At 74.1% G+C, this 15,419-nt stretch carries 15 protein-coding genes and 1 tRNA gene; 7 read left to right on the top strand and 9 right to left on the bottom strand.

Translation table 11 applies throughout. From position 1 onward, the window contains the following. Positions 1 to 8: 8 nt before the first annotated feature. A complete protein-coding gene (locus ACZ7JZ_RS14815) occupies positions 9 to 1,358 on the bottom strand; it encodes a tetratricopeptide repeat protein (RefSeq protein ID WP_470938307.1) in 1,350 nt (449 codons plus the stop codon). A 234-nt stretch (positions 1,359 to 1,592) separates the two neighbouring features. Between ACZ7JZ_RS14815 and ACZ7JZ_RS14810 the strand changes: the two genes are divergently transcribed. Together ACZ7JZ_RS14810 and ACZ7JZ_RS14805 are read left to right on the top strand one after the other, a co-directional pair. Next, a complete protein-coding gene (locus ACZ7JZ_RS14810) occupies positions 1,593 to 2,003 on the top strand; it encodes a hypothetical protein (protein ID WP_470938304.1) in 411 nt (136 codons plus the stop codon). Positions 2,004 to 2,123: 120 nt separating this feature from the next. Next, entirely contained in the window at positions 2,124 to 2,987 is an 864-nt protein-coding gene (locus ACZ7JZ_RS14805; protein WP_470938300.1) for a spermidine synthase, read from the top strand. Between the two features lie 21 nt (positions 2,988 to 3,008). Here the strand turns inward: ACZ7JZ_RS14805 and ACZ7JZ_RS14800 are convergent, their stop codons facing one another. Further along, positions 3,009 to 3,554 (bottom strand): hypothetical protein, encoded by a 546-nt coding sequence (locus tag ACZ7JZ_RS14800; RefSeq protein ID WP_470938297.1) that lies wholly within the window; start codon positions 3,552 to 3,554, stop codon positions 3,009 to 3,011. A 79-nt stretch (positions 3,555 to 3,633) separates the two neighbouring features. Between ACZ7JZ_RS14800 and ACZ7JZ_RS14795 the strand changes: the two genes are divergently transcribed. The 4 genes from ACZ7JZ_RS14795 (at position 3,634) to ACZ7JZ_RS14780 (ending at position 6,623) form a co-directional block, all read left to right on the top strand. Beyond that, positions 3,634 to 4,323, top strand: coding sequence for a response regulator transcription factor (locus ACZ7JZ_RS14795; RefSeq protein ID WP_470938294.1), 690 nt, complete (start codon positions 3,634 to 3,636; stop codon positions 4,321 to 4,323). A gap of 7 nt (positions 4,324 to 4,330) precedes the next feature. After that, positions 4,331 to 5,746: a HAMP domain-containing sensor histidine kinase gene (locus ACZ7JZ_RS14790; RefSeq protein WP_470938291.1), complete on the top strand. Its 1,416-nt coding sequence runs from the start codon at positions 4,331 to 4,333 to the stop codon at positions 5,744 to 5,746. A 64-nt stretch (positions 5,747 to 5,810) separates the two neighbouring features. After that, the gene (locus ACZ7JZ_RS14785; RefSeq protein WP_470938288.1) at positions 5,811 to 5,975 is read left to right on the top strand and encodes a DUF5993 family protein; all 165 of its coding nucleotides are present in this window, start codon (positions 5,811 to 5,813) and stop codon (positions 5,973 to 5,975) included. 12 nt (positions 5,976 to 5,987) lie between these two features. Beyond that, positions 5,988 to 6,623, top strand: a complete 636-nt coding sequence (locus ACZ7JZ_RS14780; RefSeq protein ID WP_470938285.1) for a disulfide bond formation protein B — start codon at positions 5,988 to 5,990, stop codon at positions 6,621 to 6,623. A 5-nt stretch (positions 6,624 to 6,628) separates the two neighbouring features. Here ACZ7JZ_RS14780 and ACZ7JZ_RS14775 read toward each other — a convergent pair whose 3' ends face one another. From ACZ7JZ_RS14775 to ACZ7JZ_RS14760, 4 genes are read right to left on the bottom strand one after another with little or no spacing between them, the layout of a single operon-like run. After that, a complete protein-coding gene (locus tag ACZ7JZ_RS14775) occupies positions 6,629 to 7,996 on the bottom strand; it encodes a GH1 family beta-glucosidase (protein ID WP_470938283.1) in 1,368 nt (455 codons plus the stop codon). Further along, positions 7,993 to 8,817 carry a carbohydrate ABC transporter permease gene (locus ACZ7JZ_RS14770; protein ID WP_470938280.1) on the bottom strand — a complete coding sequence of 275 codons (825 nt, stop codon included), beginning with the start codon at positions 8,815 to 8,817 and terminating at the stop codon, positions 7,993 to 7,995. Before ACZ7JZ_RS14770 ends, ACZ7JZ_RS14775 begins: the two co-directional genes overlap by 4 nt. Beyond that, a complete protein-coding gene (locus tag ACZ7JZ_RS14765; protein WP_470938671.1) occupies positions 8,814 to 9,833 on the bottom strand; it encodes a carbohydrate ABC transporter permease in 1,020 nt (339 codons plus the stop codon). The genes ACZ7JZ_RS14770 and ACZ7JZ_RS14765 overlap by 4 nt, the downstream gene beginning before the upstream one ends. A 22-nt stretch (positions 9,834 to 9,855) precedes the next feature. Next, positions 9,856 to 11,160 (bottom strand): ABC transporter substrate-binding protein, encoded by a 1,305-nt coding sequence (locus ACZ7JZ_RS14760; protein ID WP_470938277.1) that lies wholly within the window; start codon positions 11,158 to 11,160, stop codon positions 9,856 to 9,858. Between the two features lie 107 nt (positions 11,161 to 11,267). On the opposite strand from ACZ7JZ_RS14760, the gene ACZ7JZ_RS14755 reads away from it, so the two are divergent. Continuing rightward, positions 11,268 to 12,311, top strand: coding sequence for a LacI family DNA-binding transcriptional regulator (locus ACZ7JZ_RS14755; RefSeq protein ID WP_470938274.1), 1,044 nt, complete (start codon positions 11,268 to 11,270; stop codon positions 12,309 to 12,311). Between the two features lie 81 nt (positions 12,312 to 12,392). Here ACZ7JZ_RS14755 and ACZ7JZ_RS14750 read toward each other — a convergent pair. The 3 genes from ACZ7JZ_RS14750 to ACZ7JZ_RS14740 form a co-directional block, all read right to left on the bottom strand. Continuing rightward, positions 12,393 to 12,465: transfer RNA gene (locus ACZ7JZ_RS14750), tRNA-His, on the bottom strand. Positions 12,466 to 12,535: 70 nt separating this feature from the next. Next, positions 12,536 to 13,138, bottom strand: a complete 603-nt coding sequence (orn, locus tag ACZ7JZ_RS14745) for an oligoribonuclease (RefSeq protein ID WP_470938271.1) — start codon at positions 13,136 to 13,138, stop codon at positions 12,536 to 12,538. A 107-nt stretch (positions 13,139 to 13,245) separates the two neighbouring features. Further along, the gene (locus tag ACZ7JZ_RS14740; protein WP_470938268.1) at positions 13,246 to 14,427 is read right to left on the bottom strand and encodes a helix-turn-helix domain-containing protein; all 1,182 of its coding nucleotides are present in this window, start codon (positions 14,425 to 14,427) and stop codon (positions 13,246 to 13,248) included. Positions 14,428 to 15,419: the final 992 nt, after the last annotated feature.

Raw genomic sequence — 15,419 nt, 5'->3', positions numbered from 1 at the left:
GTTGCGGGTCAGGTCGTGGCGTGGCGGGTGACGAAGTCCTCCACCGCCGGGGTGCGCTGGTGGGGGACCAGGGCGCGGGAGGTCGAGGCGAGCATCGCCTCCACCCGGGAGGACTGCACCTGCGGGAGCAGGTCCAGCACCCGGATTGCCGCGGCCGCTGCCTCCTCCGGGGAGCCCGCCCGGGCCAGGTCGTCGGCGAGCTGCGCGGTGTAGAGGGCCACGTTCCGCGCGAAGTGCGGGTCCTGGAGGTGCGAGGCGCGGCCCGCGTGCCGGGCCGCCCGGTCGTACTGCCCGAGCGCCGACCAGCAGCCTGCCTCCAGCGCCTCCAGTTCGGCTTCGCCGAAGAAGCTCATCCACTCCGGGTCGGCGGCCGAGGCCCCGCGGCCGAAGAGGGTGTGCGCCCGCCCGAGGGCCTCCTCGCAGCCCGGGCGGTCGCCGAGCCCGGCCCAGCCGCCCGCCTCCCGCAGGGTGAGCAGGCAGGACAGCCGGGCCGAGCCCACCGCGCGGGCGGCCCGCTGCCCGGCCTGGGCGGCCCGTACGGCCTCCCGGGGGCGGCCCGAGTCCCGGGCGAGGAAGGCGGTGTTGCAGAAGGCGTGGGCCTCCAGGGCCGCGTCGCCGGAGAGCCGGGCGGTGGCGAGCGCCTCGGCGTAGTGGGACCGGGCGTCGCCGAAGCGGCCGGAGTCGTGGGCCAGCCAGCCCACGGACAGGGCGAGTTCGCCGGCCCCGGCGTGCAGCCGGTCCACGGTGGACTGCCGGTTGGCCCCGGCGTCCAGCAGCGCGTACGCGGTGCGCAGCGGTTCGGCGGCGCGCCGGTACAGGCCGTCGGCGCCGTACCGGTCGTCCAGCAGCCTGATCTGCCGTACGGCGGCCTCGACCGCCTCGGCCTCGGCCTCGCCGGCCCGGTGGGGGAGCTCGGACCGGCGGGGCAGGGTGAAGCCCAGGGTTGCGGCCGCCACGGTGGCGGAGCCGCCGGAAATGAACGCGCGACGCAGCACGTCGCTCTCCTCGGGTGCAGGGGAAGGTGGGGAGGGTGGACAGGGGGGGTAGGGGGGTACGGGTGGGTGGGGCGTGCCGGGCGGGGCCGGGGGGAAACGGTTCGGCCCGCGGCCGCGCACGGCTTCGCGCGGCGAGAACCCCAGGTCGGACAGGGTGCTCCCGGGGAACATGTGCAGGAAGACCCGCTCGTACGCGTAGTTGGGACAGCGGATCTCACCCGCCTCCACGCGCCCGATGTACCGGGCGTCGCAGGCGACGCTCTCCCCGATCTCCCGTCCGGCCCGCCGTACCAGCGCGGCGAATTCGGCGGGGGAGTGCGGACCGCGCAGCCGCCGGAAGGTCTCGTTGGGTGACGACGCCATCGGACGTGCCCTCTCTGGCCAAGGTGCCGCCGGTACCTGGGATTCCGGCGCGCATGAACGTACCGCCAGTCAAGGACCTCCCGTCCTCCGTTTGGCTACAAAACGGATATCTCACCCGCGATCCGCCATGAAGTGCCATCCTTTGCGGCGGCAGGCCGCCGCACCCGTTGACGGTCCCGCGCGTTGAACCATGAGGAGTGGGAGGCGGCTCCCAGCGCGTAGGAGGAGGCCGGTATGGAGAAGAGTGCGGCGACCAGCGGCGCGAGCGCGGAGCATGCGGCCGCCCCCGATCTCGTGACGGTGTCCGTCCGGCAGGGGCTGGAGGCCGTGGACATCATCCGGCGGTCCTCCGAGGCCGCCTGCGGGGCCTCCGGGGCCGTGGGCCCGGTGATGCACGACGGGGCCGGGGACACCCTCGGCTTCCTGGTGCCGCCGGGCACCGCCGACGGCTGGGACCTGCCGGGCAGTGCCTGTACGCACACGTCGGGGCGCGGGATGCGCTTCGACGTGCTGCCTGCGGGCGGGGGCGACGGCGGCTGGCTGCTGCCCCCGGAGGCCGCGGAGCCGGTCACCGACCCCGCGGTGCTGCGCGCCGCGCTGGGCGAGGCGGCCCGCCTGATCGAGGCGGCCGACAACTGCCGCTAGCCGGTCCGCTCCGGTCCCGCCGGGCGGTCCGCTCCGGGCCGCGGTCGGCCCGCGCGGCGGGTCCGCGCCCCCTCGCGGCGATAAATACGCTCATCCGACACGTGCGGCGATAATGGCAGCGTGGCGAAGGGCAGGAAGCGTGACCGTGCGGCTCCCGGGGCCGTCGTCGCGCAGGTGGACGGCGGTCTGGCCGAGCTGGCCCCGGACCGGGAGCGGGCCGGGTCCTGGACCCTGCTGGTCGACGGGGCCCCGCAGTCCCACGTGGACCTGGCGGACCCCGCGCGGCTCGACTTCGCGTACCAGCGCCGCATCGGCCACCTCATCGACCTGGCGGCGCCCGCGCGGCAGCCGCTGAACCTCCTCCACCTCGGCGGCGGGGCCCTGACCCTGGCCCGGTACGCCGCGGCCACCCGCCCCCGCTCCGCGCAGCAGGTCGCCGAGATCGACGCCCCGCTGACGGCCTTCGTGCGGGAGCACCTGCCGCTGGACCCGCAGGCCCGGGTCCGGGTCCGCCCGGCGGACGCGCGGACCGCGCTCGCGAAGGTGCCGGAGGGCTGGGCCGACCTGGTGATCGCGGACGTGTTCAGCGCCGCGCGCACCCCGGCGCACCTGACGAGCGCGGAGTTCCTGGACGAGGTGCGCCGGGCCCTGTCGCCCGCCGGGTGGTACGTGGCCAACCTGGCCGACGGCCCGCCGCTGGCGCACCTGCGCGGGCAGATCGCGACGGCGGCCTCGCGGTTCACGGACCTGGCGCTCGCGGCCGACCCCGTGGTCTTCCGGGGGAAACGTTTCGGCAATGCGGTGCTGGTGGCCGCCGACCGCGAGCTCCCCGTGGCCGAGTTCACCCGCCGCGTGGCGGGCGACCCGCATCCCGGCCGGGTGGAGCACGGCCGCGCCCTGGCCGACTTCACCGGCGGCGCGGCCCCCGTCACGGACGCCTCGGCAGCGGCCTCCCCGGCCCCGCCGCCCTCCGTCTTCCGCTGAGCGGGCCGCGCCGCCCGGCGCTCAGCGCTCCTCGATCTCCACCAGCGGCGGGTGGTCGTGCCAGGTGCAGAACAGGTCCGTCTCGCGGCCGTCCCGGCTGAACGTCACCCGGATCCACTTCGGCTGCTTCCACACCTGCATCTGCCAGCCGCCGTCCGGGGTGGCCGAGACCAGCTCGCAGGCCGGGCCGCCCAGGTCGAAGGCCGCCTGACCGCCCGTCACGGGATAGCTGCGCACCCGGCCCCCGGAGTCCTGCGGCCTGCGCAGCGGGCGCGGCCCCGCCGTGGGGTCCGCGCCGGAGCCGGCCGAGGCGGCCGGGTCGGCGCCCCGCCGGGCGGAGGGCGACGGGGACGGGGACGCGGGGGCGGAGGGGGTGGCGGCGGGTTCCGGGGGCGGCGGGACGCTCCCGCGCGTGGACGAGGACAGCGGCTGCCCCGACAGCGGCAGGGCGCGCGGCGGATCGTAGGCCGTACCCGTGATCACGGAGTGGACGCCCCACCAGGACAGGGTCACCGCGGCGCCCGTGGCCAGCAGCCACGCCAGCGTGTGGACCAGTGCTCGTCTCATCGGGGGACATACTGCACCACGCCTCCCGGAGTCGTCCCGGCGCCTCCGCGGGTCCCCCGGATGGCGTACGGTGCCGCCCATGGCAAGTGTGCTCGTGGTCGAGGACGACCAGTTCGTACGATCCGCCCTCATCCGGCACCTGACCGAGGCCGCCCACGCGGTCCGGAGCGTGGGTACGGCCCTGGAAGCCCTGCGCGAGGTCGCCCACCACCGCTTCGACGTGGTCATCCTCGACCTCGGACTGCCCGACCTCGACGGGGCCGAGGCCCTGAAGATGCTCCGCGGCATCACCGACGTACCCGTGATCATCGCGACGGCCCGGGACGACGAGGCCGAGATCGTACGGCTGCTCAACGACGGCGCCGACGACTACCTGACCAAGCCCTTCTCCGTGGAGCACCTGTCGGCCCGGATGGCCGCCGTGCTCCGCCGGGCCCGCTCGGCCGCCGGGGCCGAACCGCCCTCGCGGGTGCTGCGCGTGGGCGGGCTCGCCATCGACCCGCTGCGCCGCTCGGCCGAGCTCGACGGGGCGGTACTGGACCTCACCCGGCGCGAGTTCGACCTGCTGGCCTTCCTCGCGGGCCGGCCCGGCGTGGTCGTCCCCCGCAAGGAGCTGCTGGCCGAGGTCTGGCAGCAGTCCTACGGGGACGACCAGACCATCGACGTGCACCTGTCCTGGCTGCGCCGCAAACTCGGCGAGACCGCCGCCCGGCCCCGCTACCTGCACACCCTGCGCGGGGTGGGCGTGAAACTGGAACCGCCGCTGTGAGCCGCCGATGAGATGGGCGCTGGTCCGGGTGTGCCTGGCCGTCACGGCCATGGTCGTCGTCGCCTTCGCGGTGCCCCTGGGGCTGGTGGTGCAGGAGATGGCCCGGGAGCGGGCCTTCTCCAACGCCGAGCGCCAGGCCGCCGCCATCGGCCCCACCCTGTCGATCACCACCGACCGCGGCCAGCTGGCCCGGGCCGTGGCCTCCACGCAGATGGGCGCGGCCGGCCGGATGGCCGTCCACGTCCCCGAGGTCTCGCCCGACCCCGACGCCGGGGTGGCCGGCAGCGGACCCGTGGACATCGGACGGGGCTGGGCCGGGGAGGCGGCCGTGGCCGACACCCGCAGGCTCGGCCGGGCCACCAGCGTGGACCTCGCGGGCGGCGGCTCGGTCCTGCTCCAGCCCACCGCGATCGGCTCCGGCGGGATCGCCGTCGTGGAGATCCACATCCCGCAGGGCGAGGTCACCCACGGGGTCGCCACCGCCTGGCTGGTGCTCGCCGGCGTGGGACTGGCCCTGATCGTCGGCTCGGTCGCGGTCGCCGACCGGCTCGGCGTCCGCCTCGTACGGCCCGCGCGCCGGCTTGCGCACGCCGCCCAGCAGCTCGGCGAAGGCCGGCTCGGGGCCCGCGTACCCGAGGAGGGGCCCGCGGAACTGCGCTCGGCCGCGGTCGCGTTCAACTCCATGGCCGACCAGGTCCTCGACCTGCTGGCCAACGAGCGCGAGCTCGCCGCCGACCTCTCCCACCGGCTGCGCACCCCCCTCACCGTGCTCCGGCTCAACGCCGCCTCGCTCGGGGACGGCCCCGCCGCCGAGCAGACCCGTGCCGCCGTCGAGCAGCTGGAGCGGGAGGTGGACACCATCATCCGCACGGCCCGCGAGCAGCGCTCCGCACAGCCCGGGCCCGGCCCGGGGGCCGGCTGCGACGCCTCGGAGGTGATCCGCGAGCGGATGGACTTCTGGTCGGCGCTCGCGGAGGACCAGGGCCGCGAGGTGCGCCTGGCGGGGGTGGGCCGTACGGTGCGCATCCCCGTCGCCCGGCCCGAACTGGCCGCCGCCCTCGACGCCATGCTCGGCAACGTCTTCCGGCACACCCCGGAGGGCACCCCCTTCTCGGTCGACGTCCACGAGGCCGGGGACGCCGTGATCGTGCTCGTCTCGGACGGCGGTCCGGGGATCGAGGACGCGGACGCGGCCCTGCGGCGGGGCAACGACGGCCGCCGGGCCGGCTCCACCGGGCTGGGGCTGGACATCGTGCGCCGGGTGGCCGAGTCCACGGGCGGCGACGTGCGGATCGGGCGCTCGGTGCTGGGCGGCACCGAGGTCCGGGTGTGGATCGGGCTGGACGGCCGGGAGCGGCCGCCGGCCCAGGGGCGGCGCGGGCACCGCGGGGCGGTGCGGCGGCGCAGGCGCTCCACCGCGTGATGCGGGGCGCGCACCGGGCGCGCCTCATATGGCCTTTGTCCGTATATGTATAGCGTCCGGCCTCATGGACACCCTGATCTTCGGCGGCATTCTCGCGACGCTGCTGGCCCTGTACCGGCAGTCCTCCAGGATGGTGGTCCTGGGCGCCTGGTTCGTCATGCTCATCGCGGTCATCCTGCTGATGGCCCACCACATCACCAGCAGCCTCGCCCTGAACCTGAGCTACTGACCCATGGCCGCGATGAACAGCATCCTCCCGGACGCCGCCCCGATCGAGGGGGGCCTGCTGGGGAAGGTCCAGTACTGGTTCGCGTGCTTCTTCGCCCTCGGCTGGACGGGTGTCGTCTGCGGCGGCCTCTACTACCAGTTCGTGAAGTGGGAGTACCCCTGCCCGCTGTGCATCGTCCAGCGGATGTTCATGCTGCTCGCCGCCATCGGGGCGGCCTTCATCATCCGGCGGGGCATGGGCGGCAACGTCTCCGGCCGGGACTACATGATGGGCTGGGGCATGTCCCTGGTCGCCGTGATGTGCGGGGCCTTCGCCTCCTGGCGGCAGACCATGCTGCACATCCTGCCGGGCGACAAGGGCTACGGCAGCGAGCTGTGGGGCCTGCACCTCTACGTCTGGGCGTGGATCCTCTTCTCGGCCTCGGTGGTGGCGGTCGGGGTGGTCATGGCCTTCGCGCACTCCACCGCCGCCCGCCACATCCCCGAGACCTCCGGCTACCGCACCTTCGGCCGGGTGGTGCTGGGCTTCCTGGCCCTGGTCATCGCCGTGAACGTGGTCGCCGTCTTCTTCGAGGAGGGCTTCCACTGGTTCCTCCCCGACGACCCGGTCCGCTACGAGCTCCCGCACGACCTGGGCATCCTGGACTGACCCGGCTACCCGCCCGCCCCGGCCGCGGGCGGGGCCGCGCCGAGCACCCCCGTACGGGCCACCTGCGCGTACCAGTGGGCGCTGGAGCGCGGGGTGCGGACCTGGGTCGCATAGTCCACGTGCACGATCCCGAACCGCTTTGCGTACCCGTACGACCACTCGAAGTTGTCCAGCAGCGACCACAGGTAGTAGCCGCCGACCGGCGCCCCGTCGGCGATGGCCCGGCGGACCTCCGCGAGGTGGGCGCGGACGTAGCCGATGCGGGCCGGATCGTGCAGCTCCGGCCCGTACGCGGCCCCGTTCTCCGTCACCATCAGCGGCAGCCCGGGGGCCTCGCGGGCGAAGCGCATCAGCAGCTCGTACAGCCCGCCCGCGTCCACCGGCCAGCCCATGTCCGTGAGCTCCCCGGGCGCCCGGTGGAAGGCCACCCGGTCCGCGCCCGGCCAGGGCGAGTGCTCCGAGGCGCCGTGCCCGTCGGCCCGCGGGACCGGGCCCTCCCCGGCGTCCGAGACCACCGCCGGGGTGTAGTAGTTCACCCCGAGGAAGCCCAGCGGCTGGTGGATCAGCGCCTCGTCCCCCGGCCGCACGAAGGACCAGTCCGTCACCGCGGCCGTGTCCTCGAACAGGTCCTGCGGATAGGCCCCGTGCAGCAGCGGGCCCGTGAAGATCCGGTTGGCCAGGGCGTCGATGCGGCGCTGCGCGTCCGCGTCGGCCGCCGAAGGCGTCAGCGGGCGCACCGCGCTCGGGTTCAGCGCGATCCCCGTACGGGCCGTCGACGGCAGCGCCGCGGCTGCCAGCCCGTGCGCCAGGTTGAGGTGGTGCGCGGCCCGCAGCGCGTCCTCCGGGGAGGTCCGGCCCGGGGCGTGCACCCCGGAGGCGTACCCCAGGAAGGCGCTGCACCAGGGCTCGTTGAGCGTGGTCCACAGGGTCACCCGGTCGCCGAGGACCGCGGCCACCCGCTGCGCGTACTCCGCGAAGGCGTACGCCGTCCCGCGGGCGGGCCAGCCCCCGGCCTCCTCCCACTCCTGCGGCAGGTCCCAGTGGTAGAGGGTCAGGCAGGGCTCGATCCCGTGCCCGAGCAGCGCGTCCACGAGCCGGTCGTAGAAGCCGGCCCCGCCCGCGAGCACCCGCGGCCACGACACCGAGAAGCGGTACGAGCCCAGGCCGAGGTCCGCCATCAGGCGGACGTCCTCCCGCCAGCGCCGGACGTGGTCCGCCGCCACGTCCCCGGTGTCGCCCGCGGCCACCTTGCCGGGGGTGCGGCAGAACGCGTCCCAGATGGAGGGGACCCGGCCGTCGGCGGCCCCCTCGATCTGGAAGGCGGCCGTGGCCGCGCCCCAGAGGAACTCCGGCGGGAAATCCATGGCTGTCATCCCTTGACGGCTCCCTGCATGATGCCGCCGACGATCCGGCGGCCGAAGAGGACGAAGACGAGGAGCAGCGGCAGGGTGCCCAGCAGGGCCCCCGCCATGATCACCGACTGGTCGGGGATGTAGCCCCGGCCCAGGCCCGTCAGGGCCACCTGCACGGTCGGGCTGCCGTTCTGCGTGAGCGCGATCACCGGCCAGAAGAAGTCGTTCCAGGCCATCACGAAGGTCAGCATCGCCAGCACGGCCATCGCCGGCCGGGCCACCGGGAACACCACGTGCCACACCAGCCGCAGCGATCCGGCCCCGTCCATCCGCGCGGCCTCCACCAGCTCCGCCGGCAGCGCCTGCACGAGGTACTGGCGCATGAAGAACACCCCGAAGGCCGAGACCAGCGCCGGCAGCACCACCGCCTGGAGCCGGTCCGTCCACGACAGCTCGGCGATCAGCATGTACAGCGGCACCACGCTGAGCTGGGGCGGGACCAGCATGGTCCCCACCACCAGCGCCAGCAGCGGCCCCCGCCCCCGGAACCGCAGCCGGGCGAAGGCGAATCCGGCCAGCGTCGAGGACAGCACCGTGCCCGCCGCCACCACCGAGGCCACCAGCGCCGTGTTGAGCAGCGCCGTGCCCATGTTCGCGTCGGTCCAGGCGGTGGACAGGTTCCGCCACAGGTTGCCGCCGAACCAGAACGGCGGCGGGGTCTGCGCCAGCCGGGAACTGGTCCGCGAGGCCGCGACGGCCGTCCACACCAGCGGGAACAGCGAGCCCGCCGCGAACAGCCCCAGCACCAGGTACGTGAGCCTCCCGGCCCGGAAGGTCCTCACCGCTCCCCACCCCTTCCGCGCAGCAGCCGGGCCGCCCCGGCGACCAGCAGCAGGATCAGGAACATCGCCCAGGCGATGGCCGAGGCCCGCCCCAGGTGCAGGTTCACCCACCCCTGCTCGTACAGGTACAGCCCGAGGGTCTGGAACTGGTGGTCCGCCCCGCCCGTGGCCCCCGCGCCCCCGTTGAAGAGCAGCGGCTCGCCGAACAGCTGGGTGGCCCCGATCGTGGACACCACGACCGTGAACAGGATCGTCGGCCGCAGCGAGGGCACCGTGACGTGCAGGAACTGCCGCCACCGCGAGGCCCCGTCCAGCTCCGCCGCCTCGTACAGCTCGTGCGGCACGGCCTGCATCGCGGCCAGGTAGATTAGCGCGTTGTACCCCGTCCACCGCCAGATCACGATGGTGGAGACCGCCGCCTGGCTCGCCAGGGTGCCGTTCTGCCAGTCCACCGGGCCCAGGCCCGTGAGCCCCAGGACCCAGTTGACCATCCCGTAGTCCCGCCCGAAGAGCAGCACGAACACGAGCGTCGCCGCGGCCACCGAGGTCGCGTACGGGGTGAGCACCGCCACCCGGAAGAAGGCCGAGCCGCGCAGCCGGTAGTTCAGCAGGTGCGCCAGCCCCAGCGCGACGGCCAGCTGCGGGACGGTGGACAGCAGCCCGATCGTCACCGTGTTGCGCAGCGCGTTCCAGAAGAACTCGTCCCCCAGCAGCCGGGTGAAGTTCCGCGCCCCCACCCAGGTCATGGCGTCCGGATCGGTCAGCTCCACCTGGTGCAGCGCCGCCCAGCCCGTGTACAGCAGCGGGAAGAGCCCGAAGGCGGCGAAGAAGAGGAAGAACGGCGCCAGGAAGGCGTACGGACTCCAGCGCAGGTCCCACCGGTAGCGCCGCGAGCGCCACCGCTGCGCCCGGCCCTCCCGTTCCCCTTCCTTCCCGCCCTCCCCTTCCCTGCGGCCCGCAGCGGGCGCCGGCACCGGGCCCACCCCGCCCACCGTGCCCACGGGCGGATCGGTCATCGAGGCTTCGGTCACGGCCGGCTCACTTGTCCAGCGCGTTGTCGATCGCCTTGAGCGCCGCCTGCCAGCCCTGCTCGGCGGTGCGTCCCTTCTGGTCCACCTGGAGCATGCCGACGTCGGCCAGGTTCTGCGCGATCACCAGGTCCTTCGGCCCCAGCACCTGCACCGGCACCCCCTTGGCCGCCCGCGCGAAGATCGCGCCGATCGGCGCGTCGCCGAAGTACGCGTGCGTGGCCCCGGACACCGCCGGGAGGTCGTACGCCGCCTGCGCGCTCGGGAAGCTGCCCCGCTTCTCGAAGAGCTTCGCCTGCTGCTCCGGGGCCGTCAGCCAGGCCGCGAGCTTCGCCGCCTCCGCGCTGTTCCTCCCGGCCTTCGGCACGACCAGGAACGACCCGCCCCAGTTGCCGGCCCGCGGAGCCTGGGCCACGTCCCACTTGCCCTGCCCGGCCGCCCCCGCCTTGTCCTGGATGTAGCCGAGCATCCACGCCGGGCAGGAGACCGTCGCGAAGGCCCCGTTGGCGAAGCCCTGGTCCCAGGCCGGGGTGAACTGCTGGAGCCTGGCGCTCAGCCCGTCCGAGGCGAAGTCCGCGGCCAGGTCGAAGGCCTGGCGGACGGCCGGGTTGGTCTTGTACACGGGCTTGCCCGAGGCGTCGTAGAACCGCTGCGCGCTGCTGCCGGTGACCGCCGCCATCACCCCGGAGGCCGAGTCGACGAAGGCCTTCCCCTGCCCGGCCTTCGCCTTGTACTGCCGGCCCACCGCCAGGTACCTGCTCCAGTCGCCCGCCCAGAGCGCGCCCACCGCCTCGCGGTCCGTCGGCAGCCCGGCCGCCGCGAACAGGTCCTTGCGGTAGCAGATGCCCTGGGGGCCGATGTCCGTGCCGAGGGCGACCGTGCGGCCGTCCTTCGTACCGCCCTGGGACCACTTCCACGGCAGGAAGGCCTCCCGCCGCACCCCCGCCGCACCGGCCAGGTCCACCAGCTTGTCGCCCTGCGTCGCCGTGATCTCCGCGATGTTGTTGACCTCGACGGCCTGGATGTCGGCCAGCCCGCTGCCGGTGCCGAGGTGGGTGAGCAGCTGCGGGTAGTAGTTCTCGTTGCGCTCGATGGAGGTCTGCTTGATGACCACGTCCGGGTTCGCGGCGGTGTACGCGTCGTAGAGCCCGGCCTCCTTGTACCCGAAGGCGCCGAACACCCCGACGGTGAGGGTGGTCTTGCCGCTGCCGCCGGCCGCGCCGCCGCCCTCCGGGCCCCCGGCGGGGTCGGAGGCGCAGCCCGAGAGCAGCAGCACGGTTCCTGCGAGGACTGCGAGACCTGATCTGACGCGCATGGGCATCTCCCTGAGGGGGCGGGGGCTGAACGTGCAGAGTGTCGTGTGCCACAGTGTGGGAGCGCTCCCACAGACGTCAAGGGGTATGTTCCATGCGGGAGGAAGCCATGAATGGTCGTGGGCGCAGCGGGGGACGGCCGACCCTCGAGGAAGTGGCGGCGCGGGCGGGGGTCGGGCGCGGCACGGTGTCCCGGGTGGTCAACGGATCCGCCCGGGTGAGCGAGCAGACGAGGGCCGCCGTGGAGGCCGCCGTGGCCGAGCTGGGCTACGTGCCCAACCGCGCGGCCCGGGCCCTGGCCGCCAACCGCACCGACGCCGTCGCCCTGGTCGTCCCCGAGCCGGAGGACCGGTTCTTCGCCGAGCCCTACTTCTCCGACGTGCTCCGCGGGGTGGGCGCCGCCCTCGCCGACACCGACATGCAGCTGCTGCTCACCCTGGCCGGCGGCGACCGCGAGCGCCGCAGGCTCGCCCAGTACCTGGCGGCCCACCGGGTCGACGGGGTGCTGCTGGTCTCGGTACACGCCGGGGACCCGCTGCCGGACCTGCTGGAGGAGCTCGGCATCCCCGCCGTGCTCAGCGGCCGCCGCTTCGCCGGGGAGCCGCTGGCCTGCGTGGACTCCGACAACCTGGACGGGGCCCGCAGCGCGGTCCGGCACCTGCTCGGCCGCGGCCGGACGGCGGTGGCCACCATCACCGGACCGCTCGACGTGTACGGGGCCCGGTGCCGGCTCGACGGCTACCGCGAGGCCCTGGCGGAGGCCGGCGCGGACCGCCTGGACGAGGGGCTGATAGCCCTCGGGGACTTCACCGAGGAGGGCGGCCGCCGGGCCATGGCCGAACTGCTGGAGCGCCGCCCCGCCCTGGACGCGGTCTTCGCCGCCTCCGACGTGATGGCGGCCGGCGCCCGGCAGGTGCTGCGCGCGGCGGGCCGGCGGATACCGCAGGACGTGGCGCTGGTCGGCTTCGACGACTCGGTGGTGGCCCGGCACCTGGACCCGCCGCTCACCAGCGTCCGCCAGCCCGTCGAGGAGATGGGGCGGACCATGGCGCGGGTGCTGCTGGAGCAGATCGGGCGGGGGCCGCGGGCGGCGGCGGGGGAGCGGCCGCGGATCGTCCTGCCGACGGAGCTGGTCGTCCGCGACTCGACCTGAGGCCCTTCCCGGAGCCCCCGGCGGGCTCCGGACACGCAGAGGGCCCCGGTGCGCTCTCGCGTACCGGGGCCCTCGTATCAGGGTGAGTGACGGGACTTGAACCCGCGGCCACCTGGACCACAACCAGGTGCTCTACCAACTGAGCTACACCCACCATGACCCGTCGGATTCCGACCGGCCGAGGAAAACAATACAGGGTCCGGAGGGGTGCTCGCTCCCCGCGCCTACTCGGCGGGCAGCACGTGACGGGCGGCGATGCCCTTCGCGGTGTCGGAGTCGGGGCCGGGCTGCGGGACGAACACGGCCTCGCGGTAGTAGCGCAGCTCCGCGATCGACTCCCTGATGTCCGCCAGCGCGCGGTGGTTGCCGTTCTTCGGCGGGCTGTTGAAGTAGGCGCGCGGGTACCAGCGGCGGGCCAGCTCCTTCACCGAGGACACGTCCACGATGCGGTAGTGGAGGAAGCCCTCCAGCTCCGGCATGTCCCGCAGCAGGAAACCGCGGTCGGTACCGACCGAGTTCCCGCACAGCGGCGCCTTGCGCGGCTCCTTGATGTGCTCCCGGATGTACGCGAGGACCTGCGCCTCGGCGTCCTCCAGGGTGGTGCCGCCGGCCAGTTCCTCCAGCAGTCCGGAGGACGTGTGCATCTCGCGGACCACGTCGGGCATCTGCTCCAGCGCGCCGTCCGGCGGGCGGATCACGATGTCCACGCCTTCGCCGAGCACGTTGAGCTCCGAGTCGGTGACCAGTGCGGCCACCTCGATGAGTGCGTCGTCCGTCAGCGAGAGCCCGGTCATCTCGCAGTCGATCCACACCATGCGATCGTTCATGCGACCACCTTAGGCGGTCGCGGCCCGAACTCCGGTGTGGGAGGCCCCGCGGATCGTACGTCGACAGATCCGCGGGACCTCGGTTCACCGGGGCGGTGCCCGCACCGCTACGCGTGCTCCCGCTGGCCGTGCAGCAGCGCGCGGCCGGGCGAGTACAGCTCGGTCACCGACGGGCCGCTGGCCGCCAGGGCCGCCGCCGCCCGCTGGGGCTGGGGCGTGCGCTGGTGGGGGACCGGCGAGTCCGACAGCGAGGTGACCGGGGCCTCGGCCTGCGGCCTGCGGGCCCGGTACGCGGACCGGTAGGCGGCCGGGGAGGACCCCAGCTGCCGCCGGAAGTGCCCGCGCAGCGCCACCGGCGAGCGGAACCCGCAGCGCCCGGCGACCTCGTCCACGGAGTAGTCCGAGGTCTCCAGCAGCCGCTGTGCCTGGAGCACCCGCTGGGTGATCAGCCACTGGAGCGGTGCGCTGCCGGTCAGCGAGCGGAACCGCCGGTCGAACGTGCGCCGGCTCATGTAGGCGCGCGCCGCCAGCGTCTCCACGTCGAACTGCTCGTGGAGGTGCTCCAGGGCCCAGGCGACGACCTCGGCCAGCGGGTCGGCGCCGATCTCCTCGGGCAGCGACCGGTCGAGGTACCGCTCCTGGCCGCCGGTGCGGCGCGGGGGTACGACCAGCCTGCGGGCCAGGGCCCCGGCAGCCTCGCTGCCGTGGTCCGAGCGCACGATGTGCAGGCACAGGTCGATTCCGGCCGCGGTGCCCGCGGACGTGAGCACGTCGCCGTCGTCGACGAACAGCTCGCGCGGATCGACGTGGACGGACGGGTACCGCTTGGCCAGCGTCGGCGCGTACATCCAGTGCGTCGTCGCGGGCCTGCCGTCCAGCAGGCCGGCGGCCGCGAGCACGAAGGCACCCGTGCACAGGCCGACGATCCGGGCCCCCTCCTCGTGCGCCAGACGCAGAGCGTCGAGCGCCTCCGGAGGCGGCGGTGACGTGATCGACCGCCAGGCCGGAACGACGACCGTGCCTGCCCGGGCGATCGCCTCCAGCCCGTACGGCGCGGTGAGCTCGAGACCGCCGGTGGTCCGCAGCGGTCCTTCCTCGCCTGCGCATACGAGCAGTCGGTAGCGTGGAACTCCCGCGTCCTGCCGGTCAATGCCGAACACGGAGAGTGGAATGGAACTCTCGAAGATCGGACCGCCGCTGAAGAGCAGCACCGCGACGATTTCCCGACGGCGGCGCCCTGCGAGCTTCCGGCCCGCGTCCGCGATGACGGCGGTGGAATCCTGGCTCATGGCGCTAAGCCCCCCTTGGGTGTCGCGACTCCTTGGTCTGGTCGCACCTGCACGTATCCCCTCGGCCTTGCACGTGATCCCCCGCCGTACATACATGATCGAATCTACTGCGCCGCGTGGCGTCGCCGTGACAAGTTCAGCACGCAGCGCTATGTCGACTTGGCAACTTGGCGAAAAGCATTCGATCAGGAAGCGTTCCACTCCGCGACCTTGGTGGGAAGCGCGCCGAGCGGCCGTGGCCAGTACACGTAGGGTCGACGGCCCCCTTGCGCGCCGTCGTCGCTGGTGGTGGGGCGGTGGGGTGGGCATTCCGCCACGGGTTGCGCTCCGCCGTGAACTTGGCTGAAAACATACGGAGGGCGGGTGTGCGAACCAGTCAGCCTTGAGGAGTCCCCGAGCACGGCGGCCCCTGCTGGCCCCGGGAGTGCCGGCCGCGCGGAACGGACGGTTCCCCCGACGGGCCCGGCGCGGGCGCGCGGCCGGCGGGCACCCGGACCGCGGAGCGCTCCATCTTCTCGGCGCGCCGCAGTATCACCCGGCAGACGGCCGTGACGGCGACCAGACCCAGCGCGGCCACCGCGGCCCCGCCGAAAGAGGTGCCGTAGACCATGAGGACCACGGGGACGAGCAGGCAGCTGAACGCCGCCCACCGTACGACGTCCCCGGCCGGATCCCCGGAAGGGTGAACCGGAGGCGCGGATGTCGCGGCGGGGGGCTGTTCGCGCGGGGTGAGGGGGGAAACCGGAGGACCGGGCACGGAGTGCTCCCTGGGGGCTCTTCCTGGACGGTCTGACGTCTGTCCAACGCGGTCGGGCACCCTCGGTCACTGTCCGCACGGGTGGCTCGTCACTGACCGTAGGCGTGAGACGGCATTGCCAAGCAGCCCTCGCTCCGGCATGCTCCGGGGGACGTTCCCCCGAGAACGGCGGCCCCTGTGCAGGGGATGAGTGTCGCCGTACCCTTGGGGGTATGGGCTGGGGAAGATGATTCCC

This window comes from Streptomyces sp. NPDC038213 (assembly GCF_055600495.1).
The sequence above is the reverse complement of the archived record's forward strand: the minus strand, read 5'-3'. Positions and strand labels throughout refer to the sequence as shown.